Source organism: Enterocloster bolteae, from assembly GCF_002234575.2.
Lineage (GTDB): Bacteria > Bacillota > Clostridia > Lachnospirales > Lachnospiraceae > Enterocloster > Enterocloster bolteae.
On record NZ_CP022464.2, the window covers coordinates 5,525,657 to 5,550,626 of the forward strand.

General features: G+C 50.1%; 19 protein-coding genes, 9 tRNA genes, 3 rRNA genes and 1 pseudogene. 3 read left to right on the plus strand and 29 right to left on the minus strand.

Annotated features, from left to right (window positions below):
* Positions 1-9 precede the first annotated feature (9 nt).
* The 13 genes from CGC65_RS25545 to CGC65_RS25605 all read right to left on the minus strand — a co-directional run bounded on the left by CGC65_RS25545 (position 10) and on the right by CGC65_RS25605 (position 13,199).
* On the minus strand, positions 10-792 hold the full coding sequence (locus CGC65_RS25545) for an ABC transporter ATP-binding protein (RefSeq protein WP_002566079.1): 783 nt from the start codon (positions 790-792) through the stop codon (positions 10-12).
* The gene (locus CGC65_RS25550; RefSeq protein ID WP_002566080.1) at positions 792-1,868 is read right to left on the minus strand and encodes an ABC transporter permease; all 1,077 of its coding nucleotides are present in this window, start codon (positions 1,866-1,868) and stop codon (positions 792-794) included. The genes CGC65_RS25545 and CGC65_RS25550 overlap by 1 nt, the downstream gene beginning before the upstream one ends.
* A 269-nt stretch (positions 1,869-2,137) precedes the next feature.
* Positions 2,138-3,640: a lactate racemase domain-containing protein gene (locus CGC65_RS25555; RefSeq protein ID WP_002566081.1), complete on the minus strand. Its 1,503-nt coding sequence runs from the start codon at positions 3,638-3,640 to the stop codon at positions 2,138-2,140.
* A gap of 40 nt (positions 3,641-3,680) precedes the next feature.
* Positions 3,681-4,520 (minus strand): triose-phosphate isomerase family protein, encoded by an 840-nt coding sequence (locus CGC65_RS25560; protein ID WP_002566082.1) that lies wholly within the window; start codon positions 4,518-4,520, stop codon positions 3,681-3,683.
* On the minus strand, positions 4,517-5,710 hold the full coding sequence (locus CGC65_RS25565; RefSeq protein WP_002566083.1) for a diphosphate--fructose-6-phosphate 1-phosphotransferase: 1,194 nt from the start codon (positions 5,708-5,710) through the stop codon (positions 4,517-4,519). The genes CGC65_RS25560 and CGC65_RS25565 overlap by 4 nt, the downstream gene beginning before the upstream one ends.
* A 40-nt stretch (positions 5,711-5,750) precedes the next feature.
* The gene (locus CGC65_RS25570; RefSeq protein ID WP_038281417.1) at positions 5,751-6,908 is read right to left on the minus strand and encodes a class II fructose-bisphosphate aldolase; all 1,158 of its coding nucleotides are present in this window, start codon (positions 6,906-6,908) and stop codon (positions 5,751-5,753) included.
* A gap of 39 nt (positions 6,909-6,947) precedes the next feature.
* A complete protein-coding gene (locus CGC65_RS25575) occupies positions 6,948-7,802 on the minus strand; it encodes a class II fructose-bisphosphate aldolase (protein ID WP_002566085.1) in 855 nt (284 codons plus the stop codon).
* A 13-nt stretch (positions 7,803-7,815) separates the two neighbouring features.
* Entirely contained in the window at positions 7,816-8,832 is a 1,017-nt protein-coding gene (locus tag CGC65_RS25580) for a zinc-dependent alcohol dehydrogenase (protein ID WP_002566086.1), read from the minus strand.
* 27 nt (positions 8,833-8,859) lie between these two features.
* Complete coding sequence (locus tag CGC65_RS25585; protein WP_002566087.1) at positions 8,860-9,618, minus strand: ABC transporter ATP-binding protein; 759 nt, start codon at positions 9,616-9,618, stop codon at positions 8,860-8,862.
* 13 nt (positions 9,619-9,631) lie between these two features.
* Entirely contained in the window at positions 9,632-10,393 is a 762-nt protein-coding gene (locus CGC65_RS25590; protein ID WP_002566088.1) for an ABC transporter ATP-binding protein, read from the minus strand.
* Positions 10,381-11,166 carry an ABC transporter permease gene (locus CGC65_RS25595; RefSeq protein WP_002566089.1) on the minus strand — a complete coding sequence of 262 codons (786 nt, stop codon included), beginning with the start codon at positions 11,164-11,166 and terminating at the stop codon, positions 10,381-10,383. The genes CGC65_RS25590 and CGC65_RS25595 overlap by 13 nt, the downstream gene beginning before the upstream one ends.
* Positions 11,167-11,181: 15 nt before the next feature.
* Positions 11,182-12,015, minus strand: a complete 834-nt coding sequence (locus tag CGC65_RS25600; protein WP_002566090.1) for an ABC transporter permease — start codon at positions 12,013-12,015, stop codon at positions 11,182-11,184.
* Between the two features lie 20 nt (positions 12,016-12,035).
* A complete protein-coding gene (locus tag CGC65_RS25605; RefSeq protein ID WP_002566091.1) occupies positions 12,036-13,199 on the minus strand; it encodes an ABC transporter substrate-binding protein in 1,164 nt (387 codons plus the stop codon).
* A 441-nt stretch (positions 13,200-13,640) separates the two neighbouring features.
* On the opposite strand from CGC65_RS25605, the pseudogene CGC65_RS25615 reads away from it, so the two are divergent.
* The 3 genes and pseudogenes from CGC65_RS25615 to CGC65_RS25625 all read left to right on the plus strand — a co-directional run bounded on the left by CGC65_RS25615 (position 13,641) and on the right by CGC65_RS25625 (position 16,370).
* Positions 13,641-14,711: pseudogene (locus tag CGC65_RS25615) on the plus strand (LacI family DNA-binding transcriptional regulator).
* A 3-nt stretch (positions 14,712-14,714) separates the two neighbouring features.
* Positions 14,715-15,596 (plus strand): aldose 1-epimerase family protein, encoded by an 882-nt coding sequence (locus CGC65_RS25620; RefSeq protein WP_002566094.1) that lies wholly within the window; start codon positions 14,715-14,717, stop codon positions 15,594-15,596.
* A 432-nt stretch (positions 15,597-16,028) separates the two neighbouring features.
* Positions 16,029-16,370 (plus strand): sporulation initiation factor Spo0A C-terminal domain-containing protein, encoded by a 342-nt coding sequence (locus tag CGC65_RS25625; protein ID WP_007038294.1) that lies wholly within the window; start codon positions 16,029-16,031, stop codon positions 16,368-16,370.
* Positions 16,371-16,543: 173 nt separating this feature from the next.
* On the opposite strand, the gene CGC65_RS25630 is transcribed toward CGC65_RS25625, so the two are convergent.
* The 16 genes from CGC65_RS25630 to CGC65_RS25705 all read right to left on the minus strand — a co-directional run bounded on the left by CGC65_RS25630 (position 16,544) and on the right by CGC65_RS25705 (position 24,926).
* A tRNA-Leu gene (locus tag CGC65_RS25630) sits at positions 16,544-16,623 on the minus strand.
* A gap of 13 nt (positions 16,624-16,636) precedes the next feature.
* A tRNA-Leu gene (locus tag CGC65_RS25635) sits at positions 16,637-16,720 on the minus strand.
* Between the two features lie 41 nt (positions 16,721-16,761).
* A tRNA-Val gene (locus tag CGC65_RS25640) sits at positions 16,762-16,834 on the minus strand.
* Positions 16,835-16,870: 36 nt separating this feature from the next.
* Positions 16,871-16,944, minus strand: a tRNA-Asp gene (locus CGC65_RS25645).
* A gap of 45 nt (positions 16,945-16,989) precedes the next feature.
* A tRNA-Ile gene (locus tag CGC65_RS25650) sits at positions 16,990-17,063 on the minus strand.
* A gap of 42 nt (positions 17,064-17,105) precedes the next feature.
* Positions 17,106-17,178 (minus strand) — tRNA-Thr (locus CGC65_RS25655).
* A gap of 19 nt (positions 17,179-17,197) precedes the next feature.
* Positions 17,198-17,269: transfer RNA gene (locus CGC65_RS25660), tRNA-Glu, on the minus strand.
* A gap of 37 nt (positions 17,270-17,306) precedes the next feature.
* Positions 17,307-17,379, minus strand: a tRNA-Asn gene (locus CGC65_RS25665).
* Between the two features lie 148 nt (positions 17,380-17,527).
* Positions 17,528-20,419: ribosomal RNA gene (locus CGC65_RS25670) — 23S ribosomal RNA — on the minus strand.
* A gap of 65 nt (positions 20,420-20,484) precedes the next feature.
* Entirely contained in the window at positions 20,485-20,727 is a 243-nt protein-coding gene (locus CGC65_RS25675) for a hypothetical protein (RefSeq protein ID WP_096039149.1), read from the minus strand.
* 83 nt (positions 20,728-20,810) lie between these two features.
* Positions 20,811-20,884: transfer RNA gene (locus CGC65_RS25680), tRNA-Ile, on the minus strand.
* A gap of 96 nt (positions 20,885-20,980) precedes the next feature.
* A 5S ribosomal RNA gene (gene rrf, locus CGC65_RS25685) occupies positions 20,981-21,098 on the minus strand.
* Positions 21,099-21,163: 65 nt separating this feature from the next.
* Positions 21,164-22,695, minus strand: a 16S ribosomal RNA gene (locus tag CGC65_RS25690).
* Together the 16S, 23S and 5S rRNA genes with 9 tRNA genes alongside form the textbook arrangement of a ribosomal RNA operon.
* 375 nt (positions 22,696-23,070) lie before the next feature.
* Complete coding sequence (locus CGC65_RS25695; RefSeq protein WP_002566101.1) at positions 23,071-23,931, minus strand: MBL fold metallo-hydrolase; 861 nt, start codon at positions 23,929-23,931, stop codon at positions 23,071-23,073.
* Entirely contained in the window at positions 23,928-24,269 is a 342-nt protein-coding gene (locus CGC65_RS25700) for a DUF1330 domain-containing protein (RefSeq protein ID WP_002566100.1), read from the minus strand. Before CGC65_RS25700 ends, CGC65_RS25695 begins: the two co-directional genes overlap by 4 nt.
* Before the next feature lie 81 nt (positions 24,270-24,350).
* Complete coding sequence (locus tag CGC65_RS25705) at positions 24,351-24,926, minus strand: TetR/AcrR family transcriptional regulator (protein ID WP_002566099.1); 576 nt, start codon at positions 24,924-24,926, stop codon at positions 24,351-24,353.
* Between the last annotated feature and the right edge of the window lie 44 nt (positions 24,927-24,970).

Consider the following 24,970-nt stretch of genomic DNA (forward strand, 5'->3'; position numbering starts at 1 on the left):
CTGTCCGATTTACCGCTGACCTCTGTTTTTTCCGCCGAAGTGCAGGCAGTTGAGGATTTCATTCCGGCAGGCCACAAAGGTCTGCGATGAGCGCTCCCTGGGGTAGGCCTGGTCTATTTTAATATCAGAAACCACCCGCCCCGGATGCGCGTCCATGACAATGACCCGGGTTCCCATATAAATAGCTTCATCCACATCATGGGTAACCATGAGCGCAAGCTGCTTTTTCTCCTGCCACACCTTTAAGATTTCATCCTGCATATTCATACGTGTGAATGCGTCCAGCGCTCCCAGGGGCTCGTCTAACAGCAGTATATCCGGCTCGTTAATCAGAGACCGCACCAGTGAAACCCGCTGTGCCATGCCGCCGGAAAGCTGTCCCGGGTAGTCGTTCCTGAAGGATTCAAGACCGATAATTTTAAGCATCCTCTCTACCTTCTCCTCATTCCCCTTCAGCTTTCCCTGCAGCTTTAAGCTGAAGGAAATATTTTTTTCCACTGTCAGCCATGGAAAAAGGGTGGGTTTCTGAAACATCATTCCCCGCTCCGGCGACGGCCCTGTAATCTGCGCCCCATTTACGGTCAGATAGCCGGTGGTAGGCGGAATCAGCCCGGCCACAAGGCGGAGTATGGTGGATTTTCCGCATCCCGACGGCCCCACAAGACTGATAAATTCACCGCTCTTCATGGAAAGATTCACCTCGTTTAACGCGTGGGTAACCTCGTCGTGCTCCACCTTTGCAAAACTTTTTGATACATTGTCCAACCGAAGGATAACTGTATTTTCTGCCATTATTTCACTACTCCGTTCTGCCACCTGAGAACCCGGCGTTTAATCAAATCCAGCACCTTTGTCACAATAGTAAAAATAAAACAGATGACAAACAGCGCTGCAAACATTTTGTCGTAGGCCGCCCAGGATTTAGCCCAGTTCATATACCATCCAAGTCCTGCCTTTACCCCCATCATCTCCGCAATCATGATTGCAACACAGGAGGAGCTCATGGCCTGGGTGCAGCCCTGTAAAATAGAGGGCATTGCATGAGGAATCGCCACCCGGAATACAAGCTGCCCCTCACTTGCCCCCAGGGTCCTTGCGGCCTCGAAGAAATCCTTGTCCACATTCTGGATGCCGGACATGGATGCCACGGTAACTGCAAACCAGGATCCAAGGGCGATGATAAACACGGCTCCCCTGAACAGGGAGGCTGCCACAACCATGATAATGGGAATCCAGGTTGCGGTGGGAATGGGGCCCAGAAATTTGATAACGGGATTAATCCAGTACCGCGCCTTCTCAGAATAACCACAGGTAATTCCCGTAACCAATCCCAGGGCAATTCCGATAAAATATCCCAAAAACAGCAGGCGCAGCGTGTGAAGCGTACATTCAAGCAGATAAGCCCGGTCCTCCCATGCAATGTTCAATATGCTGTTCATACACGGAACAAAGGGCTGGGACAGGATGCCAGTTTTCAGAGTCAGATAATCATAAAAGGTAAGCAGGAGAAAAAAAGCAGAAAACAAAGGCGCTCGGTAGCGCAGGTCCTCCGCAGTCCGCCTGTCCCCCTTCCTGTATTTAATCCCGGCTGCAAGGGCATAGAGCGCGTATGCAGTCATAAAGGCTGCCACTGCCCACACATAGGTGTAAGGATGGCTGTTTGGACTTCCGTTTGGGACCTCCCAGTACTCGATAACAGCGATGAAACCGCAGATAACCGGAAGCAGCATAATAACGAGGTCCAGGATTTTCTGACCGCGTGTTTTTTCCTTCTGCTCCAGTTCCTTTAGCTGCTGTCTCGTCAGATGTCCCAGCGGATTTATCTGGCTGCTGCCAGAGACAGGCTTTTCCTCCATAGTAGTTGACATAGTCCTTCTCCTCTGCATGTGATGGATATTAAAGCATTAAAATATCGCGTTTTTATTTTAATCCAAATTCAACGGACTGTACAATTTAAAATAACTAAGATGGAAGCCGGGTTTATAGCTTAATTCTATACCAGTTTTTATGAGTCATCAGAAACCGGCAAAACACCCTCCCGTTTTATGGATGTTTGCGCAAAATAAACGCAATACCATAAAAGGGAGGGTGTTGATACGGCAGTGTACATTGCCTCTTTATTCTGTTTTCCTAAGGTTTACATCAGCTTACCATGCATATGGCACGCGCACCCGCAGTCCTCCTGTCCCTTACCTTCATACGCCTCATCCTTCATCATCAGATGGACGGCGCCCAGCTTAAAGGTCTGGGAAAGGGCCAGGATATTGGGATTTTGTCCCACGAACTTTTTTCTGGCGTCAGCCAGCGCTTCCTCGATGGTGGCCCTGGTCTTAAGGCCCATCCCCCTGGCATAGCCCGGTTCCTGGGCGCCGCACAGATAGATGGCGGAGGTATTCATTTCCGCTATATGACCGCAGCTAATCATGGAAAAGCCGTGGAATGGATGGAACGCATTGCAGTAACGGTATTTTCTGATGTATTCCTCATTGGTGGCGAAGTATTCGCCGTACCGGTTCATGTCCGGCAGGGTATTCATAAAATCGTGCTGGAACATCTCATACATTTCCCTGGTGTAGGGCCACAGCTCATCGTGGAAATAGCCGTTGCACAGGGAAGAGCAGATAATCACGCAGTTATCGCTCATGATACGCTTATGCCGGATGACCTGGGCCGAGATGGCCTGCATCAGCATAATGGGATTGGTGCCCATGCCCTCGCCGTAATGGAAGAACTGGGGCATGCCGAATATCATTACATCATACTTCTTTTCAGCCCACGGCACATAGGTCCTCTTATCCGCCGTAATCCAGGAGTGGGGCTGCATGACTTTTGCATATCCGCTGTTAATCTCTATCTGACGGGACCTGGTGTCCAGCACTGCGTCACAGCAGAAAAACTTCTTTCCCATGCATTTTTCCATGTACTGGCCAATCTCATCAAATTTTGTCCTCATAAGCGACGTTCCGCTGACCGGAGTAAAATCCTTCCGGTGCATGACCTCAGGTACATGGTGTGAGGCTATGGATCGCCAATGGGTGATGCCCGTGGCGCAGTGCTTATACCCTCCTGAGTAGCCGCCGTAGGGGTTGCCCTGGGTGTGTCCGATCAGGATTGCCACATCGCTGTCATACACATATTTATTCATGAGCACCGGATCGCCGCGGTCCGTGGTGCCCAGGTCCACCAGATGCTCGTAATCCTCGCTGTCATGGTTGATAATCTGATGTGTGTGCCAGAACTCATGAAACAGCTCATCCCCAAGGATGTTGTGGATTTCCGTCTCCGTGTTCTTCCTGTGAAGTCCGTTGGAACAGATTAAAAGGATGTCCTTCTTCTCCACTCCCGCGCCGTACAGCTCCTTAAGTATCAATTTAATGGATATTTTTCTGTGGGAAGTGGGCTGTTCCCCTCCCTTTACCCTGTCCGGGAAAATGATGGTCACTTTGGAGCCCTTATGGGCCAGTTTGGACAGTGGCTCCATTCCCATGGGGTTTCGTATGGATTCCAGGGTTTTCTCCACCAGCTGGTCCTCCGGGATACAGGGCGGGTCTGCCACAGTCTCGCCGGGTATGAACACGTCGGTGTTGTCAGGAAGCTCTGCCGCCATAAGCCCCGCACCATATTCAAATGATAACTTCATATGATAATCCTCCTGTGATTTTCAATTGGGTTCGTAATATTCAGTCTCGCTCCAGATAGGTGCGCACGATCTCCAGATACTCCTCAGGATAGAATCCAATCTGTCCCTGGAACCTGGTGAGGGCAATCAGGCCGCCGTCCATGACAGGAACCGAAGCCAGCATCCTGGCATTGTCCGTCTTAAGTCCGCCTCCATAGACCACATCCATCCCTCCGGTCATCTCCTTAATATAGGTACCAATCTTCGTGATATATGCTTCATCCGGCGGCGTCTTGCCTGGCCCGATGGCCCATATGGGTTCATAAGCAATGACCACCTTCTCCTTGTCCACATCCTTAAGCCCTGTTTCCAGCTGCGATTTCAGTACTTCCTGCCAGTGTTCCTGTTCACCGGCTGTTTCTCCGATACAGTAAAGAACGGTAAGACCGGCCTGGATGGCTGCCTTGATTTCCTGATTCAGCAGCCTTCCTATTGCGTCTTCATCCGTGACCCCGGCTTCTTCCAGGATTCCGGCCTTATCCCTGCGCTCCTCGCAGTGTCCGATAATGACAGAACTGCATCCCATTGCCTTAGCTGCATTGGCCGTGCGGTTGGTGGTAAATGCGCCGAAATTGCCGTTCTCAGCCGTATCATCCCTGTACACTCCCTGACAGCCAATCTTAACCGGACTGTCCTCACACAGGGCTTTTACTGCCGGAATAAGATGGGCTTCCGGGAAATACATGACGAACTCCACATCCTCTGCGCTGTACGCCTTCAGCTTTTCCTGGGTGTTCTGAACAATATAGCTTCCCCATTCCTCCATGGGCGCCACACCGTTGACCCCTCCGTACTCCCTGGGTATATCGAACCGTTTCAGGTTCAGAAATATGTGTTTCATTTTCCCACTCCCATCTTTTCATACTCTTCTTTAAAATCCACAAAATCCCTCAGTTCTGGTCCGATAAGAGGCCTGCACCATTTCAGAAACGCGTCCGTCACATCATTGCCCCTGTCATTTATGTACTCATCCGGCAGAACCCGCTCATGAAGCATCACCTCTTTGATGGGTATGGCCGAGGTATGGACATGATACCCGCTGTCCTCTTTCTCATCCCGTATAAGGCCGACCATGACGCCGCTGCGGCCGGCCATGGCTGTGCGCAGTGCCTGACGGCCGGCCAGAACTGCCTCGTCCCGGTCCACAGGAGACTGCCAGGCAATGGACGCTCTTCCGCAAAGACCGGGCTTTTCGCTTCTGGCCTTGATTCCCAGCTTCTGAATGACCAGATTCGCCAGATAAGCGCTGACATCCCCATAGTAAGTAGCTCTCCCAACCTTAAAAATAGGAGGCACAATGGGCTCTCCTTTTTCATTTTTAAGCCCCTCGCTGGCAACCACCACCACGCCTCCCTTTTCATCGTAAAGGCGTTTTACATCCTCCAGGAATTCCTCCTCATGAAAGGGACGCTCCGGCAGATAAATCAGATGGGGCGCATCCCCCGGCTTCTTCCTGGCCAGGGCAGACGCAGCTGTAATCCATCCTGCGTTGCGTCCCATGGCCTCCATGACGCACACATGGATGGGCAGGGCTTTGACATCCGCTCCCACCTCTGCGGCGGACGCGGCAATGAACCTGGCCGCGCTTCCATATCCCGGAGTATGGTCTGTTATGGCAATGTCATTGTCAATGGTCTTGGGAATTCCCACCACATAGATGTCCTCTCCCCTGCACGCCTCAAAGATGCGGCCGCAGGTATCCATGGTTCCGTTTCCCCCGTTGAGGAGTACATACCGTATTCCATATTTCCGGAAGATTCCCGCCATGGCATTGTAGTCCTCCTGTTTAAGGGCATACCTTGAGGATCCGATTGCGGTGGCCGGCGTCTGAAGCAGAAGACTCAGCTTTTCCTCCGGATACTGCATCAAATCCAGAAAACTCTCCTTCAGGATTCCTTCACTTCCGCCAATTGCCCCGTACACCCTGCCTATGCTGCCGGAGCTTTTGGCTTCCTCCACTACGCCATACAGGGAAGCATTGATAACAGCTGTGGGGCCGCCGCCATGGACCACCAGAACATTTGCCGACATTGCCTCTACCACCTTTCTTGTTGATTCAATCTGGATTTTATTAAATCTGCATTTTCTTATAGCGCTCAGCCATCTCCTCCAGGGAAACCTGTTCCACCAGGGGAGCTTTGCCGTAAGAGCCAAACTGTACGATGAGGGTTCCCACCACTTCCTTCACGCCCCGTTCAATACAGTCCGTTATGGCTGCCGTGTCCTCATCCGGTATGACGCCGGTCATCACCGTATCCATGATTGGAGTCAGGAATACCCTTGGGTCAAACTGCTCTCTTTTAGACTCTAAAAGCTCATAGATGGCCCCGATGGAGCTGCTGTTTCTCTTCTCCGGGTTCCCTGCGAAAAACTCCTTCATATTGCGGGTAACAGCCAGCCTGATGTCCGTATCCACATTAATCTTGTTGATACCGCATCTGGCCGCTTCCTGCAGTTCACTGACGGCAATTCCATAGGTGCCGGTCAGCGTGCCTCCCAGCCCGTTGATTTCATCCACAATATAGGCCGGAACCGTGGACGAGCCATGGGATACCAGTGCCCCGAAAATACCCTCATGATTCAGGCACTCCCGGATGGCCACCGCTATCTCCTTGCGCAGCTTTACATTCTTTCCCTTGGAAGCCCCGTGCATGGTTCCGTAGGATATGGCCAGGGCATCCACGCCGGTCTTCCTGAAAAATTCAACTGCCTTTAAGGGATTGGTATAAGTGGATCCCTCTGAAAACACATGGTCCTCCACCCCGGCCAGCACTCCCAGCTCCCCTTCCACGCTGACGCCTCTTGCATGCGCGTATTTCACCACCTCCCGGGTCAGCTCCACATTCTCATCAAAGGCAAGGGACGACCCGTCTATCATCACAGAGGTATATCCCCCTGCTATGGCGGCCGCACAGGAGTCAGAATCCCGCCCATGGTCCAGATGAAGGACAATGGGTATGGGGCTGTCCTCCCCATATTTTTTCACGGCCCCGGCAATATTTTCAGCGCCCTTTTTCTTATCCTCCAGGGTCGCGTTCATAAAGTCGCATCTTCCCCCCATAAAGCCGTTTGCCAGGTCGGCCCCCTGCAGTATGGCAGCGGAGCGGAACATCTCATGGACCTGGATGGCAGCCTTTGCCTGGGCCACCGCATTGACGTTGAAAGCGCCCTGGGCAAATCCATGTTTAACAGAAGCCTCCATGAGAGGCCTCAATGGAATCAATGTCATATTTTACCTTCCTTTTCCGACGTTTCATCCCCTGCAGCGTCATGCCTTTTCCTTAGAACCTGCAAGCCGGATAATGTCTTTTATATCTTCGCGCAGCCGCAGTTCCGCGTACTGTGATAATTTCCAGGCATGGCCCTGGTCCTTCCCCTCAGCCAGCCCCTCTTTCAGATAGTTCACATACTGGCAGCGCACCTGGGTGCCGAAATTGATTTTGGCCACTCCGCTGTCAATGGAGCGCTTCACCAGCTCCTCATCCATACCCGTACAGCCGTGAAGAACAAAGGGTATATCTGTAAACTTCCTGCACTCCTCCAGCACCTCCACCCGGATATCCACAGGGCCGCTGTAAAACCCGTGGGCATTGCCGATGCCGATGGCCAGTGAATCGGGATGGCAGAGCTTAAGATACTGCCTCACCACATCCGGATCCGCAATATTGGATGCGCCTATCTTGTTTCCCCTGTCATCCAAGCGGCACAGCTCGCCGATTTCCGCTTCCAGCGGCACGCCAAAGGACCTGCACACCCTGGCCACTGCCTCTGTGGCAGCCGCATTTTCCTCCACAGGCAGGGCGGAACCGTCAAACATAATAGAGGTGAATCCCAGCTTCAGCATCTCCATGCAGCGCTCAAAGCTGTCCCCGTGATCCAGATGGATTGCAACCGGCACAGATACCTTGCCGGCCATCCATTTTGCCGTCTCATAAAACCAGTCATGGCCTGAATAGGCCCCGGTATTCACATAGTGGGCCAATATAACAGGGGAACGAAGCTCCTCCGCAGCCATACATACGGCCCGTATGATGTCATAGGTTCCCCCCTGGGTATTGATGGCGGGAACCGCATAATGTCCTTCATAAGCCTTCTGTAGCATTTCATAAGTGGTTGTCAGCATGCTTTTCTCCTTCTCAGATGTTCACGATGACTTTCAGATAATCGGACGGGGACTGAATCATATCCTTTATGGTATCCTCCACCTGGTCCAGTTCAATCATTTTTGTTATGATGGCGTCTGTGGGTACCTTGCCCTCGTTTACCAGACCGATGGCCTCCGGGAATTTCCCGTTGGAGTTTCTGGACGGGCACACGTCGATTTCCTTCTGCATCAGGCGCACCGTGTTAATCAATACCGGGTCATGGGGCCATCCCACCAGGGCAATCCGTCCTCCATGGCACACATAATTGTGCATGTTCTCCAGGATCACCGGCGCTCCCGTACAATCAATCATGGCCTCAGGCAGCTTACCGCCTGTCACCTCCCGCAGATATTCCTCCACATTTCCGTCTTTGGAGTTAAAGGTGCATGGTACTCCCAGCTCCTTTGCGTAATCCAGGCGCTTTTGCAGCACATCCACCAGTATGGGGGTTGCGCCGTAATTAATACAGGCAAATGCAGCCATAAGGCCGATAATACCGGCGCCGAACACAACACAATGCTCTCCCCTTGATACCCTGGCCCTGGTGGCCCCGTGAAGGCCGATGGTTAAGGGCTCCACCAGGGCTGCATGGGTAAAGGTCAGTTCATCGGGAAGCTTATATAAAAGCTGCACCGGATGAAGGAAATATTCGGACATCATGCCGTCCTTATGTACGCCGCGCACATGGAGATCCGCGCAGTTATTGAAACGCCCTGCCGCGCACATATGACACTTGTTGCAGGGTACATAGGGTTCCAGGGCCACACGGTCTCCCGGCTTTAACCCCTTGTCATTCTCCCCGATTTCCTGGATGATGCCCACGCCCTCATGGCCCAGCCCGTTAATGGGATAGCGCATGGTGGGGTTCACTCCCCTGTAAGCAGTCACATCCGAACCGCAGATACCGCACATTTCCATCTTTACGATTGCCTGTCCTTCTTTCAGCTCCGGCATAGGCAAATCTTTTATCACCAGGTTTCCTGGCTCCGGCAGACATAATACCTTCATGTTTTCAATCCTCCTGATTCTATATTTCTACCACCATTTAATCTTGTCAGTTATATAGTTGCGGTATTGGATAAATTGGGAGGATGTGATATCCCTGGGTCTTGGCAGGTCAATCCGTACCTCCTCCTTTATCTTCGCCGGCTTGTTGCTGAGAATCAGCACGCGCTCCGCCAGATACACGGCTTCCTCTATGTTGTGGGTGATGAATACCACTGTGCTCCCCAGTTCCTTCCACAGACGTATAACCTCATCCTCCAGATAAAAGCGCATCTTCACATCCATCTGTCCATATGGCTCATCCATCAGCAGCAGGTCGGGCTGCATGGCAAAGGAACGTCCGATGATGATTCTCTGCTCCGCTGATACGGACAGCTCGCCCGGATAAGCCTTCCTGAACTCCTGAAGTCCCATCAGATCCAGTATCTGGTTCACCCTGCGGTCGATTTCAGCCTTGGGAATTCTCTTAATCTTAAGTCCATAGGCCAGGTTGTCCTCCACGGTCAGCCACGGAAGGGCGCTTGGCTCCTGAAATACAAAAGAAATGTTATGTTTGCGCGGGTCCGCAGGGACCCCGTCTATATACAGATCGCCCTCGCTGGGCATATGAATCCTGGTAAGGCAGTTTAAAAATGTGGTCTTTCCGCAGCCTGTAGGCCCTACTACACACACGAACTCGCCTTTACGGATATTAAATGACATATCGTCCAGCACCAGCAGGTCGCCGAATCGCTTTGTAAGATTCCTGACCTCGACTTTTATGGGCCGGGTATCCTCTCTTTCAGGCATTTTTGTCCTCCTATTAAATTGCTAAATCAGTGTTGTCGGAAATAACCGTACGCAGCTTCAGGAATTCCCCGCTCACCATATCCCTTGGCCTGGGTATGCTGATGGGATATACTTCCTTTACCGTGGCCGGACAGTCGCTGAGCAGGATGATTCTGTCTCCCAGATAGCAGGCTTCCTCTATATTGTTGGTGACAAATATGACGGTACGCTTTTCCTTTTCCCAGATTCTTAAGATTTCCTCCTGCATCTGATAGCGGGTCTGGGCGTCCAGCTGTCCAAAGGGCTCGTCCATGATTAACAGCTTAGGATCCGCCGCATACGCCCTGGCGATTCCCACCCTCTGCTTCATGCCGCCCGACAGCTGGGTGGGATAGGATTTTTCAAATCCCTTAAGGCCCACCAGCTCTATGTAATGCTGTGCAATCTCCCTGCGCTGTCCCTTGGACATGCCACGGAATTTAAGGCCCAGCTCCACATTTTCCATAACCGTCTTAAAGGGCATCAGAGCCAGCTTCTGAAATACCATGCTGATTTCCGGGTTTACGCCCTTCCACTCCCTGCCGTTGTACACTACCTTTCCTTCGGTCTGCTGCTCCAGTCCTGCAATGATGTTGAGCAGCACGGTCTTGCCGCAGCGCCCCGGTCCCAGGATTACCAGGAATTCGCCGTCGTTTACATCAAAGCTCACATCCTTTATGGCTGTAAAATATCCCTTATCGCTGAAAAACGTCTTGGATATCCCATTTATTTCCATTCGTTTATTTAGTTGTTCCACGGGCACACCACCTTCTCAAGTTTTTGAAGCCCCAGTGACAAAAGGGCGCCAATAATTGCAATGGTTATGACAGAGACAAGTACCAGGGCCATATCGCTTCCCTGCCAGCCTCTGGTCACCAGTGCTCCCAGTCCTTTCTGGGCTCCTAACATCTCAGCCGCCAGCACCGTTGTCCAGCCTGAGCTGACCGAGGTCCGTATTCCGGCAAAGATGGAGGGCAGGGCTGTGGGGATAACGATATCCGTCAGTATCTGCCTGTTATTTCCGCCAAATACATGGCCTACATCCAGATTGATTTTATCCACCATCTCAATCCCCGTGGAGGTGTTGATGACTAACGGCACAAAGGTTCCGATGAACACCAGCAGCACCTTTGGAAATTCTCCGATGCCGAACCACATGATTACAATAGGAATCCAGGCAATGGGAGGAATGGGGCGGATGACCTCAAATATACTGCCGAAGAATGCCTTGCATTTTTTATTCCACCCAATGAGAATGCCGAAGGAAATACCAAAGGCCCATGCGATAAGCAGTGCCATGAGTACACGCCTTAAGCTGGCCCATGCATGTCCTGCCAGGGAGGTCTTTGCAATGGGTTTGGTAAATGTTTTCACAAAACGCGCCCATACGTCGGCCGGGGCGGGCATCAGCTCCGGGTGACTGCCCGAAAACAGGACCCAGCCCACGGCAATCATCAGGATTGCCAGTACAGGCAGGCCGTAGTACAGGACGTTTTTCAGTGTTTTCTGCTGTTTGCTTGCTACATCCATATTCCTTACTCCCTCCTACCTGTTTACCTTCCAGCGCAGGAAATATTTTTCCGCCCTGGACAAAAATCCTGAAAGAATGGCTCCGATAGCGCCAATCACCACCATACCCACGATTACAATATCCGGGCGGGCCACTGTACGGCCAATCTGAATCATATATCCCAGTCCCGCGCTGGCTGCCAGCATCTCTGCCGCCACCAGGGTGGACCAGGAATTTCCCAATGCCACACGGATTCCGGCAAATACCATGGGAAGGGAGGAAGGCACCCCCACTTTCCAGAATATCTCCGCATTGGAGGCCCCGAAGGTCCTGGATACATTGATTAACGTCTTGTTGGTCAGCTTTATGCCTGTATAGGAATTGATGACGCACGGCACAAAGGCGGTAAAAAAGATAATGAGAGCCTTTGCCTTCAGCCCAATTCCCATCCACACCACTACAAGGGGTATCCAGGCAATGGGGGGAACCGGCCTCACCAGCTCAAAGATGGGACGGATGAAACGGTCCGCATAGGTCCACCAGCCCATGACCAGCTCCAGGGGAACGCCGATGATGATGGCTGCCAGGAAACCGGATAAGGCAACCTGGAGGCTGGCCAGTATATTCACCCAAAGGACGTTGCCGTCAGGGGCCTTATTCGCAAACTTATACATCAGGGTCTCAAAAATCTGAGTGGGTGCGGGAAGCATCCTTTCATTGACAAGACCCAGGCTTACTACCAGCTGCCACACGGCCAGAAGCGTGATGATGCCTGCCGCGCTTAACAGGGCGTAATTCAGGCCTTCCTTTGATTTCTGCTTTTTCCACGCCAAAAGGCCAGCCTCTAATTTCTCATTTCCAGTTGCCATATCGGTATCTCAACTCCTTTTTAATTTGCGGTTTCGGTCAGAACCTCATTTAACAGCTTTCCATCTGTATGTCCCACGAATCTCTCCTGGTCGCCTTCCTTATAGTTGCCCACGCTGATGAAGAAATCAAGTACGTCTAAAAGCCTCTGGTCCATAACTGAATGGTCGGAACCCTCTGCCTTGTCATTTAACATGCCGCATGCCTCCTGAAGTGTGTAATATGTATCGGCCTCCAGATATTTTGCGGTTGTCTCCCTGTCCATGGAGCTTCCGTTCTCATCGTTCATGTCCACGCAGTAGTCAATGGCCTTTTCCTTGTTCTCCTTCATCCAGTCCATGGTCTTAAAGTACACTTCCATAAACACCTTCATGGCCTCATACTTATCCGGATCGGCATAGCTGTTCTTATTTGCCACAAAGCTGCACATCAGACCGGAATCCGCCATGGGACCGCTGGCCACAGGTATATACTTATCGGATTCAGCCAGCATCTTGAAGGTTCCCCCTGCTCCTGTCAGCACACACACGTCGCCTTCGCCTGCCAGGAATGCACTGTAAGCCGTAGCCGGGTCCATGGCGATAAAGTTCACATCGTCAACCGTAAGTCCAAAGCCTTCCAGTACCTTAATCAGCACATACTGGGTAACGCTGCCCGTGTTGCACAGGATGGATTTTCCTTTCCAGCTGTCCGCATCCCCGTAGATCTCATCGCTCAGACTGTTATGTCCCTTGCCGGCCTTCACGATATCTGAATCATTTCTGGCAAATACATACTGTGTTCCGTCGTCCGTATTACTGGATCCAAGGACCAGCGCATCGTATCCCAGAACGCCGGCAAACACGCCGCCCACGCCGGTGCAGCCGATATCCCAGCCGTCAGATGAAAGAGATTCCATCTGTACCGGGCCGTTGGTGAACAGCACCTCCTCAATATCCAGTCCTTTTTCCTTAAACCAGCCTTCCTGCTCCGCAATGTAGATAGGAAGATAATTAAGGCTGCCCCCAATGCCTGAGACCGTAAGCTCGTAACTCTTGTCCGCTGTTTTGCTGTCACCTGTTCCCGATGCCTCAGCCTGTGTATCCGCTTTCTTGGATTCTGAACCAGCTCCGCAGCCTGATACCATCCCGGCACACATGACTGCTGCCATTGTGACTGCCAATGTCTTTACTAATGATTTTCTCATAACGTTTGACCTCCTGTCCCCAAATGGTTCTCTTATTTTTGTTACATGTTTTTGCGTAATAAACAGCCTCCTTTATCCTTTATAAAAGTTGCATATTTTTATCATTATTTTAGTTAAATAGTTAACATTTACATCAATCAAGCAGCATGTATTTGCGGTACACTATTTATTTTTGACTATTTATTACCCAACTTGCAAAGTCATTATAGCAATATGACCATTTCAAGGCAAGGCAATTCAAACCAAACGTTTGCGTACCAAAACCCTTTGAAAAAACATTGATATTCCATGATTCTGCCCTTCTTTCCCTGGTTTTTCCCGGGCATTTTTTTACGCAAACGTTTGTGTATTATTTTATAGTATTCCATGTCCATTTTTTGTATACTAAAGGCAAATAGATTGAAACATTTGCCTTCAATGCCCCGTAAGAGGAGGGTAGACATGACTTTAAAAGAAATCGCCCGGGAAGCAGGGGTATCCATCTCCACCGTTTCCCGGGTCATAAACAAAAACAGCACCAATGTTGCCAGCAAGGAAGTCCAGGACCGCATCTGGGAGATTGTCCGCCGCACCGGATATACTCCCAACGCCACGGCCCGCAGTCTGAAGACAGGCGCAGCTAAAGCTGCTGACTCCCCCACCCGCTCCATTGCCTGCCTTTACGCCAGGGCCGAAGATTCCAACTCAGACCTGTTTTTCTCCACACTGGCCCGCAGCATCGAAAAGGAAGCCTTCAAACACAACTACGTGTTAAAGTACTCCTTTACCGGCATTGACATTCACCACCCCAATACGTTCCGCCTCATAACGGATAACCATGTGGACGGCGTGGTGGTTCTTGGCCGGTGCGATAAACAGACCCTGAGCTTTTTAAAGAAATACTTTAACTGCGTGGCCTATACAGGGCTCAACCTGTTGGAAGCCAAGTACGACCAGGTGATCTGCGACGGGTACCAGGCCAGCCTGGCCGCCATGAATACCCTCCTTGGACTGGGCCATACGAGAATCGGCTTCATAGGGGAAACACAGTTTGAGGATAGGTACACAGGCTACTGCGCTGCCCTTAGCGCCCATAATCTGAGGCCGGCCAAGTCCTACATCGTCAACGTTCCCCTGTCCTCCGAGTGAGGATACAAGGGGGCCAAGGAGCTTCTGTCCCGCAAAACCGACGTGTCCGCCGTATTCTGCTGCAATGACAACACAGCCATAGGCGCCATGAGGGCCATCAAGGAAGCCGGTCTGGTGATTCCGGACGACCTCTCCGTCATCAGCATCGACGACATAGACACAGCCCAGTATCTGTCCCCCATGCTCACCACAATCCACATACCCGTGGAAGAGATGGGACAGATGACAGCAAAAATCCTCATTGACCGGATTGAGGAAGGCCACAAGCTTCCTATCAAGATGAACCTTCCCTTCTATCTGGCAAACAGGGAAAGCTGTGCCCCCTACGCCGAAAAGACGCAGGGCCCGGAACATGAACATACAATGCCAAGAAAAGAGGACTAAACCATGCTTATTACACTTACGGATTCCAAAACAACTGCTGTCATTGACTCCACGGGCGCCCAGCTCATTTCCCTGAAGGATGCTTCCGGCTGTGAATACATCTGGCAGCGTGACGCGAAATACTGGAAAAAATGCTCCCCTCTCCTGTTTCCCGTAGTAGGCAACTGCCGGAATGACAGGACTATACTGGAGGACCGCATATACGCCATTGAAAAGCACGGATTCTGCCGTGAAAGGGACTTTGATGTGTCACAGAAGTCCCCAGCAAAGGCAGTATTTTCCATGGATGACACACCGGACACACACAGGGCATACCCTTACGCCTTTTGCCTCTCCCTGGCATATGAGCTGAAGGACGGCATTCTGTTTATGGAATATCAGGTGGAAAACAGAGACCAGCGCGACATGTGGTATGCCATCGGCGCACACCCGGGATTTAACTGTCCCATGGAGGAAGGCTTTGCCTTTGAGGATTACCAGCTGGTATTTGAAAAGGAAGAAAACACCGTCAGCATCCCTTACGATTTGGATCAGCTGCACTTTTCCCCCTCCAAACCGGGAACCAGGCTGAGGGGCCGTACCCTTTCGCTGAAGCGCGAAATGTTTAGAAATGATGCCGTATTCTTTGACAAGCTGAATTCCCGGGCGGTATCCATCCTCAATCCTGCCACCGGCCACGGCGTGGAGGTGGGGTTTCCCGGCTTTGAAACCGTTGCTTTCTGGACCTTATATCCGGAGCCGGCCCCATACCTCTGCGTAGAGCCCTGGAACGGTTCCGGCATCTATGAGAATGAGGACGACCAGCTCTCCCATAGGCACCACATACAGCATCTCTGTCCAGGGGACAGCTGCAGCTATATCATGACCATACGAATCCTGGGATAAATTTTCTCCAAATTAAATAATCATACTATAAAACCGGCTCTGCAGTCCATTTCCCTAAGTGCAGATCCGGTTTTATCCTTTGAATTGCGTACGCGCCCTATTCCGCGGATACCCCTTCTAAAACTAAGCAGTTTCTACGTCATCCCACAAGCAGAATTTTTAAAAATTCCACAATGGACACAGCACCTGCGTATGCTGTCATATGCAGGGAGCGCAGCTGTCATAAGAGATGGATTTAAACCCTTACTTTTGCTATACTCAGTTATATCATACCGCCCTTTATCCCCCACTATTTAACCTGCGAATTTCCCCGGCTAATCATTCGACATTTAGCGACATAATTTATCGTTTTTTGTCGTCCTGTCTAACTTGATAAAACCCCCATACCCGGTTTAACTTTACAGGAGTCAAACGATATCTGGAGGAATCATCATGAAATACGAAAGAGAAACCTGCAACCTGCTCCGGCGCCTCGGCGTCAACAACTCCTACGTAGGGTTCCGCTACACAGTTTATGGTGTCATCCGCGCTATTGCCAATCCGGAACTGCTTATCTACATTTCCAAAGGGCTTTACGTGGAAATATCTGCGGAATATCATACATCCATTGGCTGTGTGGAACGCAATATCCGCACCATCATCAGCACCATATGGCTGCATGGAGACCGTACTCTTCTGAATCAGGTCTTCGGCTTTGAGTTGGAACAGAAGCCTCGAAACGGCGCCTTCATTGATGCGCTCTCTCACTATGTTGTAGAACACTATTACGACTGATTCTGTAAAATATATTTAGGGTATCCGTCTGCTTATTCTAAGGGCATAATTTTACAAAATCATAAAAAGAGAAGAGAGGGCAGGCCCGGTGACCATCGGGTCTGTTTGCTGCGCTCCTATATAGTGTCTTTTTAGAAATAAAAAAAGCCCTGCAAACACAGGACTCTTACGTATGCGGCTAACAGGACTCGAACCTGCACGGTTTCCCAATGGGACCTAAACCCATCGTGTCTGCCAATTCCACCACAGCCGCAAATATAAAAAAATGCGGGTGGCCGGACTTGAACCGGCACGGTATCGCTACCGAGGGATTTTAAGTCCCTTGTGTCTGCCTATTCCACCACACCCGCAGATTGTTACATGACACAGCTATATGCAGATATAAAACAAATGGGGCCTACAGGGCTCGAACCTGTGACCCTCTGCTTGTAAGGCAGATGCTCTCCCAGCTGAGCTAAGACCCCAAATTGCATATGTTGTATCGCATTATAAAATGCAAACGACCCGGAACGGGTTCGAACCGTCGACCTCCGCCGTGACAGGGCGGCGCTCTAACCAGCTGAGCCACCGGGCCATTATTTAGATAATATAGTTCTCATTCTGCTTTAGTTAGGAAGAGTGGACCTTCGGGGACTCGAACCCAGGACCGACCGGTTATGAGCCGGTTGCTCTAACCAACTGAGCTAAAGGTCCGAACTATATAATCTCTAACATTGTTTACTGTTTTACAGTAAAAGCCGATGATCGGACTCGAACCGATAACCTGCTGATTACAAATCAGCTGCTCTGCCAATTGAGCCACATCGGCGTATCATAAACTGGTCAAATGACCCCAACGAGATTCGAACTCGTGTTACCGCCGTGAAAGGGCGATGTCTTAACCGCTTGACCATGGGGCCTGAATAAGGTAGTGGTCGCCATGGACTTCCACTAAAACTCCCCGAGTAGGACTTGAACCTACGACAGCGCGGTTAACAGCCGCGTGCTCTACCGACTGAGCTATCGAGGAATAAAATGATACGCTTATTGCACTTTGCGCTGACCAAATCATTATACAATAACTTTGCCAAAATTTCAAGCACAATTATAACTTTTTACGTACCCTCAAAACCACATATTGAATTCCGATTGTTTACAAACCTTTTTCCCTTAACCTTCTGGATAAGCCCTCGACCGATTAGTATTAGTCAGCTCCGTACATTACTGCACTTCCACCTCTAACCTATCTACCTCGTCGTCTTCAAGGGGTCTTACTCGCTTTCGCGATGGGATATCTCATCTTGAGGGGGGCTTCACGCTTAGATGCCTTCAGCGTTTATCCCGTCCAGACTTGGCTACCCTGCCATGGCCTTGGTAGGCCAACAGGTACACCAGCGGTCTGTCCATCCCGGTCCTCTCGTACTAAGGACAGCTCCTCTCAGATATCCTACGCCCGCGCCGGATAGGGACCGAACTGTCTCACGACGTTCTGAACCCAGCTCGCGTACCGCTTTAATGGGCGAACAGCCCAACCCTTGGGACCTGCTACAGCCCCAGGATGCGATGAGCCGACATCGAGGTGCCAAACCACTCCGTCGATGTGAACTCTTGGGAGTGATAAGCCTGTTATCCCCAGGGTAGCTTTTATCCGTTGAGCGATGGCAATCCCACTTTCATACCACCGGATCACTAAGTCCTACTTTCGTACCTGCTCCACCCGTCGGTGTCGCAGTCAAGCTCCCTTATGCCTTTGCACTCTTTGGATGGTTTCCAACCATCCTGAGGGAACCTTTGAGCGCCTCCGATACCCTTTCGGAGGCGACCGCCCCAGTCAAACTCCCCGCCTGACATTGTCCCCCGCCCGGGTCACGGGCGCAGGTTAGAAACCCAATATCGCAAGGGTGGTATCCCAACATTGGCTCCACACAGACTGGCGTCCATGTTTCAAAGCCTCCCACCTATCCTGTACATGCAATACCGAATCCCAGTATCAAACTGGAGTAAAGCTCCATGGGGTCTTTCCGTCCTGGCGCAGGTAACCAGCATCTTCACTGGTATTTCAATTTCACCGGGTGCATTGTTGAGACAGCGCTCAAATCATTACGCCTTTCGTGCGGGTCGGAACTTACCCGACAAGGAATTTCGCTACCTTAGGACCGTTATAGTTACGGCCGCCGTTTACTGGGGCTTAAATTCAAAGCTTCGCTTGCGCTAACCTCTCCTCTTAACCTTCCAGCACCGGGCAGGCGTCAGCCCATATACCTCACCTTACGGTTTTGCATAGACCTGTGTTTTTGCTAAACAGTTGCTTGAGCCTATTCTCTGCGGCCACATCTCTGTGGCACCCCTTCTCCCGAAGTTACGGGGTCATTTTGCCGAGTTCCTTAACAATGCTTCTCCCGCCGGCCTTAGGATTCTCTCCTCATCTACCTGTGTCGGTTTACGGTACGGGCATGTATCACACAATAGCGGCTTTTCTTGACAGCCGGAATCACACACTTCGCTACTTTAGTTCGCTGCGCGTCACGTCTTCGGATTGCACGGCGGATTTGCCAACCGTACTCCTACCTCGCTTGCCCCGGTATTCCCATTCCCGGGATGTGTTGTCCTTCTGTGTCCCCACAGTTCTGATGATACATGGTACAGGAATTTCAACCTGTTGTCCATCGACTACGCCTCTCAGCCTCGCCTTAGGCCCCGACTTACCCAGAGCAGATCAGCTTTACTCTGGAAACCTTGGATATTCGGCCTGGAGGATTCCCACCTCCATCTCGCTACTCATTCCGGCATTCTCTCTTCTTAACGCTCCACGGCTCCTTATCGGTACCGCTTCTCCGCACTAAGAATGCTCCTCTACCAATGTACTTACATACATTCCTAAGCTTCGGTGTTGTGTTTCAGCCCCGGACATTTTCGGCGCAGGACCTCTCGACTAGTGAGCTATTACGCACTCTTTGAATGTGTGGCTGCTTCTGAGCCAACATCCTAGTTGTCTTTGAAATCCCACATCCTTTTCCACTTAACACACACTTTGGGACCTTAGCTGTAGGTCTGGGCTCTTTCCCTTTTGACTACCCAACTTATCTCGTGCAGTCTGACTCCCATACATCATTTATGCGGCATTCGGAGTTTGATATCCCTTGGTAAGCTTTGACGCCCCCTTAGGAATTCAGTGCTCTACCTCCGCTAAACTAATATGAGGCTAGCCCTAAAGCTATTTCGAGGAGAACCAGCTATCTCCGGGTTCGATTGGAATTTCTCCCCTATCCACACCTCATTCCCACCCTTTTCAACGGATGTGGATCCGGTCCTCCACGGAATTTTACTTCCGCTTCAACCTGGACATGGATAGGTCACCCGGTTTCGGGTCTGCCTGTACTGACTTGACGCCCATTTGAGACTTGGTTTCCCTTCGGCTCCGAGCCTTAAGCTCTTAACCTTGCCAGTACCGGCAACTCGCCGGACCGTTCTACAAAAAGTACGCGGTCGCACCTTAACGTGCTTCCACAGCTTGTAAACACAGGGTTTCAGGTTCTTTTTCACTCCCCTCCCGGGGTCCTTTTCACCTTTCCTTCACAGTACTATGCGCTATCGGTCACTAAGGAGTATTTAGCCTTGGAGGGTGGTCCCTCCGACTTCCCACAAGGTTTCTCGTGTCTCGTGGTACTCTGGATCCTGCTGCTTCCTATTGTTTTCGTGTACGGGGCTTTCACCCTCTCTGGCCTGACTTCCCAGACAGTTCCACTAACAAATCGGTTCACGTTTGCAGTCCATAACCCCAGCATGCACGCACGCTGGTTTGGGCTCTTCCCATTTCGCTCGCCGCTACTTTGGGAATCGATGTTTCTTTCTCTTCCTCCGGCTACTTAGATGTTTCAGTTCACCGGGTTCCCTCTGCATGGCTATGGATTCACCATGCAGTGACTGAGGTTTGCTCAGCCGGGTTTCCCCATTCAGATATCTCCGGATCAAAGGATATTTGCTCCTCCCCGAAGCTTTTCGCAGCTTATCACGTCTTTCATCGGCTCTTAGTGCCAAGGCATCCACCCTGCGCTCTTTATAGCTTAACCAAATGATTTCCCGCCGCGGGTTGCTGCGGGTCCTCTAAACGTCCATAGCGTTGGACGCTTTGGTTCTAGGTTTTCATAAATGCTTTCGCATTTACAAGTTTGTTTTTCCATACAATCTCTTGTATGGCCTCGGATGTCTTGATATTCTGATTTAGAATATACAATTCATTTTTATTCAATATGCGGTTTTCAAGGTACGTTTGGTATGCTTCCGTTTCCTCAGAGGTTTTCAGCACAAGCTTCTTCCCTTTGGTCACTTCAGCAAATGGAGATGGAGATTCGAACTCCTGACCCTTCTGTCTCTTCAACAGCCATTCTTCCAGAAGAATGATATGATATTCATACAGGGCTACCCTTTCAAGGCAATCTCTTATTTAATTTAGATATTACATGGGCTTAAGTGGACTCGAACCACCGACCTCACGCTTATCAGGCGTGCGCTCTAACCGGCTGAGCTATAAGCCCCGGTTAATTCTGCAAAGCTACGCTGTCACATCATTACCTTGCTGTATATGTTCTCAGTGAAAGTAAAACCACTGTTCACTGTAAACTTCTTATAAAATCCGGCAGCCACCTGCTCTCCCATGCCGTCTCCAGCATAGTACCATCGGCCGCTTAGGTCTTAACCATCGTGTTCGGGATGGGTACGGGTGTTTCCCCTAAGCGCATCGGCACCAGAAATTCTTTGTGTCCTTTTCATTGAACACTAGACAGTATATAAAACCCTTACTTCTTCTTCCTTAGAAAGGAGGTGATCCAGCCGCACCTTCCGATACGGCTACCTTGTTACGACTTCACCCCAGTTACCTGCCCCGCCTTCGGCAGCTCCCTCTCTTGCGAGTTGGGTCACTGACTTCGGGCGTTGCTGACTCCCATGGTGTGACGGGCGGTGTGTACAAGACCCGGGAACGTATTCACCGCGACATTCTGATTCGCGATTACTAGCGATTCCAGCTTCGTGTAGTCGGGTTGCAGACTACAGTCCGAACTGGGACGTTATTTTTGGGATTTGCTCCACATCACTGTCTTGCTTCCCTTTGTTTACGCCATTGTAGCACGTGTGTAGCCCAAATCATAAGGGGCATGATGATTTGACGTCATCCCCACCTTCCTCCAGGTTATCCCTGGCAGTCTCCCTAGAGTGCCCAGCTTTACCTGCTGGCTACTAAGGATAAGGGTTGCGCTCGTTGCGGGACTTAACCCAACATCTCACGACACGAGCTGACGACAACCATGCACCACCTGTCTCTCTTGCCCCGAAGGGAAGGCGCCGTTACACGCCGGTCAAGAGGATGTCAAGACTTGGTAAGGTTCTTCGCGTTGCTTCGAATTAAACCACATGCTCCACCGCTTGTGCGGGTCCCCGTCAATTCCTTTGAGTTTCATTCTTGCGAACGTACTCCCCAGGTGGAATGCTTACTGCGTTTGCGACGGCACCGAAGGGCTTTGCCCCCCAACACCTAGCATTCATCGTTTACGGCGTGGACTACCAGGGTATCTAATCCTGTTTGCTCCCCACGCTTTCGAGCCTCAACGTCAGTTATCGTCCAGTAAGCCGCCTTCGCCACTGGTGTTCCTCCTAATATCTACGCATTTCACCGCTACACTAGGAATTCCACTTACCTCTCCGACACTCTAGCAAAACAGTTTCCAAAGCAGTCCCAGGGTTGAGCCCTGGGTTTTCACTTCAGACTTGCTTCGCCGTCTACGCTCCCTTTACACCCAGTAAATCCGGATAACGCTTGCCCCCTACGTATTACCGCGGCTGCTGGCACGTAGTTAGCCGGGGCTTCTTAGTCAGGTACCGTCATTTTCTTCCCTGCTGATAGAGCTTTACATACCGAAATACTTCTTCACTCACGCGGCGTCGCTGCATCAGGCTTTCGCCCATTGTGCAATATTCCCCACTGCTGCCTCCCGTAGGAGTTTGGGCCGTGTCTCAGTCCCAATGTGGCCGGTCACCCTCTCAGGTCGGCTACTGATCGTCGCTTTGGTGGGCCGTTACCCCGCCAACTGGCTAATCAGACGCGGATCCATCTCACACCACCGGAGTTTTTCACACTGTACCATGCGGTACTGTGCGCTTATGCGGTATTAGCAGTCATTTCTAACTGTTATCCCCCAGTGTGAGGCAGGTTATCCACGCGTTACTCACCCGTCCGCCACTCAGTCAATCGAATTCCATCCGAAAACTTCCTTCAATTGCTTCGTTCGACTTGCATGTGTTAGGCACGCCGCCAGCGTTCATCCTGAGCCAGGATCAAACTCTCATGTTTAAAAGTTGATTCCAGGTTTCAGACTACTTAGCTTGGCTAGTTATCTTTAACCTTCATTACTTGGTTTTGTTCTGAATTTTCTCAAATCCAAAGGCCTAAACCAGACCTTTTGTTTTTAGAATTTTCAGGGTTTTACATACTGTCTAATCTTCAATTTTCAAGGTTCTTTGTTGTCGGCTTGTTCAGCAGCAACTTTTATATCTTATCACAGTCGCTTGTGTTTGTCAACAACTTTTTTCATTTTTTTATTTCTTATTCTCTTGCGCTTTTGGTACTCACCGCAGCGCAAGAGATATCTTACCAGATGCTTCAACAAATGTCAACAGGTTTTTTCAACTTTTTTCATTTTTTGCATTTTTCTATATCCAACTTGTTTCAATCCCTATGATTCCCCTGGTTTAACCGGCTTAAATCCGACATGACAGAACGCATAAACAAGGGATTCTTTTTATATTCAGCCATATTACATGCCTCGCATATCAGCTCAAACAGCCTCTGAGTACTTTCTTTCCCCATACCTCCTCTGTATCCTTCTGTACACCTCCTGATCTTGGATATCCTTGAGAGTCCTTCATGAATCATGGCTATCCCTGTTCTTTTGTCATAAACCTTATCCCACGCTGGACAATACACATCAACTTCCTCCAATCGTTCCAGACGCTTTAATGTTTCCTCACTGGCATGAGAGTCATCATAAATCAAAACGTCTGATGGCTCCGGTATGGAATCTCCGGTAAAAAGTATTTTCTGCTCCCTGTAATAAAAACACAATGATTCTCTGGAATGGCCGGGTGCGCCTATTACCTGAATGGTAATCCCAGGTTCCAGGCACAGCAGATCCCCGTCAGACAAGATACGGTCCACCGTAACAGAACCATCCACCAGACTATAAAAGCCAGGTATGGGCCGTTTCTCATATTGAAGATCTATATCCTCAATCCAATCCCGCTCTCCCCTGCTGGCATATACGCAGCAGGAATACATTTCCTTTATGGTTTTTAGGGCACCAATATGGTCCGGATGGGAATGGGTCAACAGTACAGCATTTATATTTTCTCTGTTTTTTCCAATTTTATGTATATATTCCTCAATTTTTTTATCACATCCTTTTACCCCTGCGTCAACCAGGTAACATCCTTTCTTTCCTGTTATGATATACACATAGACATATCTTGTGATTTCAGGTGTAATATTAAACTGAACGCGCAGCTGATGAACTCTGTCATTTATCTTCATTCCATTCTCCTCTCTCTCTTACCACTGTTATCCCCATACATCTCCTCTGCCGTGACAATAATGGCCTGGCTGTCCACTGTATTTTCCCTTTTACTCATGATTTTTCTGTATTTCTCTGAGGAAAAACACCGGTCTATGCTCTCCCTGTCCGGAAACCATATCATAATGAAGCGGTCCGGATGCCAGTCTTTCCCTATATATTCAATCCCTTCGCTCCTCACCACATACCTTCCTCCGTGTTCTTCCACAATAGGCCTGACCCGTTTTATGTAATCGTCATAATCTGCCCGGTCCTTTCCTGGCTCCAGGAAAACAGAAATAATAAAGTAACAGCTCATATCTTCTCCTTTCTACGCAAGTATCCACTTGCATAACTGTTAAAAATAAATGGCACCGTATGGTACCATATATTTATGCATTTACTTGGCCACTCCATGGACAAACGCATCTACCATTTTAATAATATACTCATCTGCTTTCATCTCAGTCAGGCCGCTGCCAAAAGAGGCCTTAAAAAATACAAATCCAAAATTCAACGACAAAAACATCATGGCCATACTCTCGTAATCATCCGATATGAGCTTTCCCTTCTCATACATTTTCCTGAAATATGCCGTAACACCGGTTTTAAAGACCTGGGGAATGGCTAAGATCCCTTCCCTTGTATCCTCCGCCAGCTCTGGTGTACGCAGTCCCAGGGAGAGCTTAACAAATTCCGGCGTGACCTTTTTCATATAAATACGGGCAAATTGGCACAGGTCCTCTGTCAGATTACCCGTCTCAATCATAAAATCATCCGGTTCCAAATCCGGATGCCATCTTTTCTGTCCCATGGCCTGAAGCACAATTTCCTTCTTCCCCTTAAATTTTCTGAAGATAGTACACTCGTTCACCCCGGCACGTTTTGCGATATCCTTTGTAGTGGTAGCTGTATATCCTCTCTCCACTACAAGTTCCATGGCTGCATCTATAATATTCTGTCCTGTCTGGTCCATATCACCCTCCCCAAAGCGCAAGTGTACACTTGCATCATACAATA

Bases quoted from the DNA above. Each gene is read 5' to 3' on its own strand.
- CGC65_RS25545 (WP_002566079.1), bottom strand. From the start codon at position 792: ATGGCAGAAAATACAGTTATCCTTCGGTTGGACAATGTATCAAAAAGT.
- CGC65_RS25550 (WP_002566080.1), bottom strand. From the start codon at position 1,868: ATGTCAACTACTATGGAGGAAAAGCCTGTCTCTGGCAGCAGCCAGATA.
- CGC65_RS25555 (WP_002566081.1), bottom strand. From the start codon at position 3,640: ATGAAGTTATCATTTGAATATGGTGCGGGGCTTATGGCGGCAGAGCTT.
- CGC65_RS25560 (WP_002566082.1), bottom strand. From the start codon at position 4,520: ATGAAACACATATTTCTGAACCTGAAACGGTTCGATATACCCAGGGAG.
- CGC65_RS25565 (WP_002566083.1), bottom strand. From the start codon at position 5,710: ATGTCGGCAAATGTTCTGGTGGTCCATGGCGGCGGCCCCACAGCTGTT.
- CGC65_RS25570 (WP_038281417.1), bottom strand. From the start codon at position 6,908: ATGACATTGATTCCATTGAGGCCTCTCATGGAGGCTTCTGTTAAACAT.
- CGC65_RS25575 (WP_002566085.1), bottom strand. From the start codon at position 7,802: ATGCTGACAACCACTTATGAAATGCTACAGAAGGCTTATGAAGGACAT.
- CGC65_RS25580 (WP_002566086.1), bottom strand. From the start codon at position 8,832: ATGAAGGTATTATGTCTGCCGGAGCCAGGAAACCTGGTGATAAAAGAT.
- CGC65_RS25585 (WP_002566087.1), bottom strand. From the start codon at position 9,618: ATGCCTGAAAGAGAGGATACCCGGCCCATAAAAGTCGAGGTCAGGAAT.
- CGC65_RS25595 (WP_002566089.1), bottom strand. From the start codon at position 11,166: ATGGATGTAGCAAGCAAACAGCAGAAAACACTGAAAAACGTCCTGTAC.
- CGC65_RS25600 (WP_002566090.1), bottom strand. From the start codon at position 12,015: ATGGCAACTGGAAATGAGAAATTAGAGGCTGGCCTTTTGGCGTGGAAA.
- CGC65_RS25605 (WP_002566091.1), bottom strand. From the start codon at position 13,199: ATGAGAAAATCATTAGTAAAGACATTGGCAGTCACAATGGCAGCAGTC.
- CGC65_RS25620 (WP_002566094.1), top strand. From the start codon at position 14,715: ATGCTTATTACACTTACGGATTCCAAAACAACTGCTGTCATTGACTCC.
- CGC65_RS25625 (WP_007038294.1), top strand. From the start codon at position 16,029: ATGAAATACGAAAGAGAAACCTGCAACCTGCTCCGGCGCCTCGGCGTC.
- CGC65_RS25695 (WP_002566101.1), bottom strand. From the start codon at position 23,931: ATGAAGATAAATGACAGAGTTCATCAGCTGCGCGTTCAGTTTAATATT.
- CGC65_RS25700 (WP_002566100.1), bottom strand. From the start codon at position 24,269: ATGAGCTGTTACTTTATTATTTCTGTTTTCCTGGAGCCAGGAAAGGAC.
- CGC65_RS25705 (WP_002566099.1), bottom strand. From the start codon at position 24,926: ATGGACCAGACAGGACAGAATATTATAGATGCAGCCATGGAACTTGTA.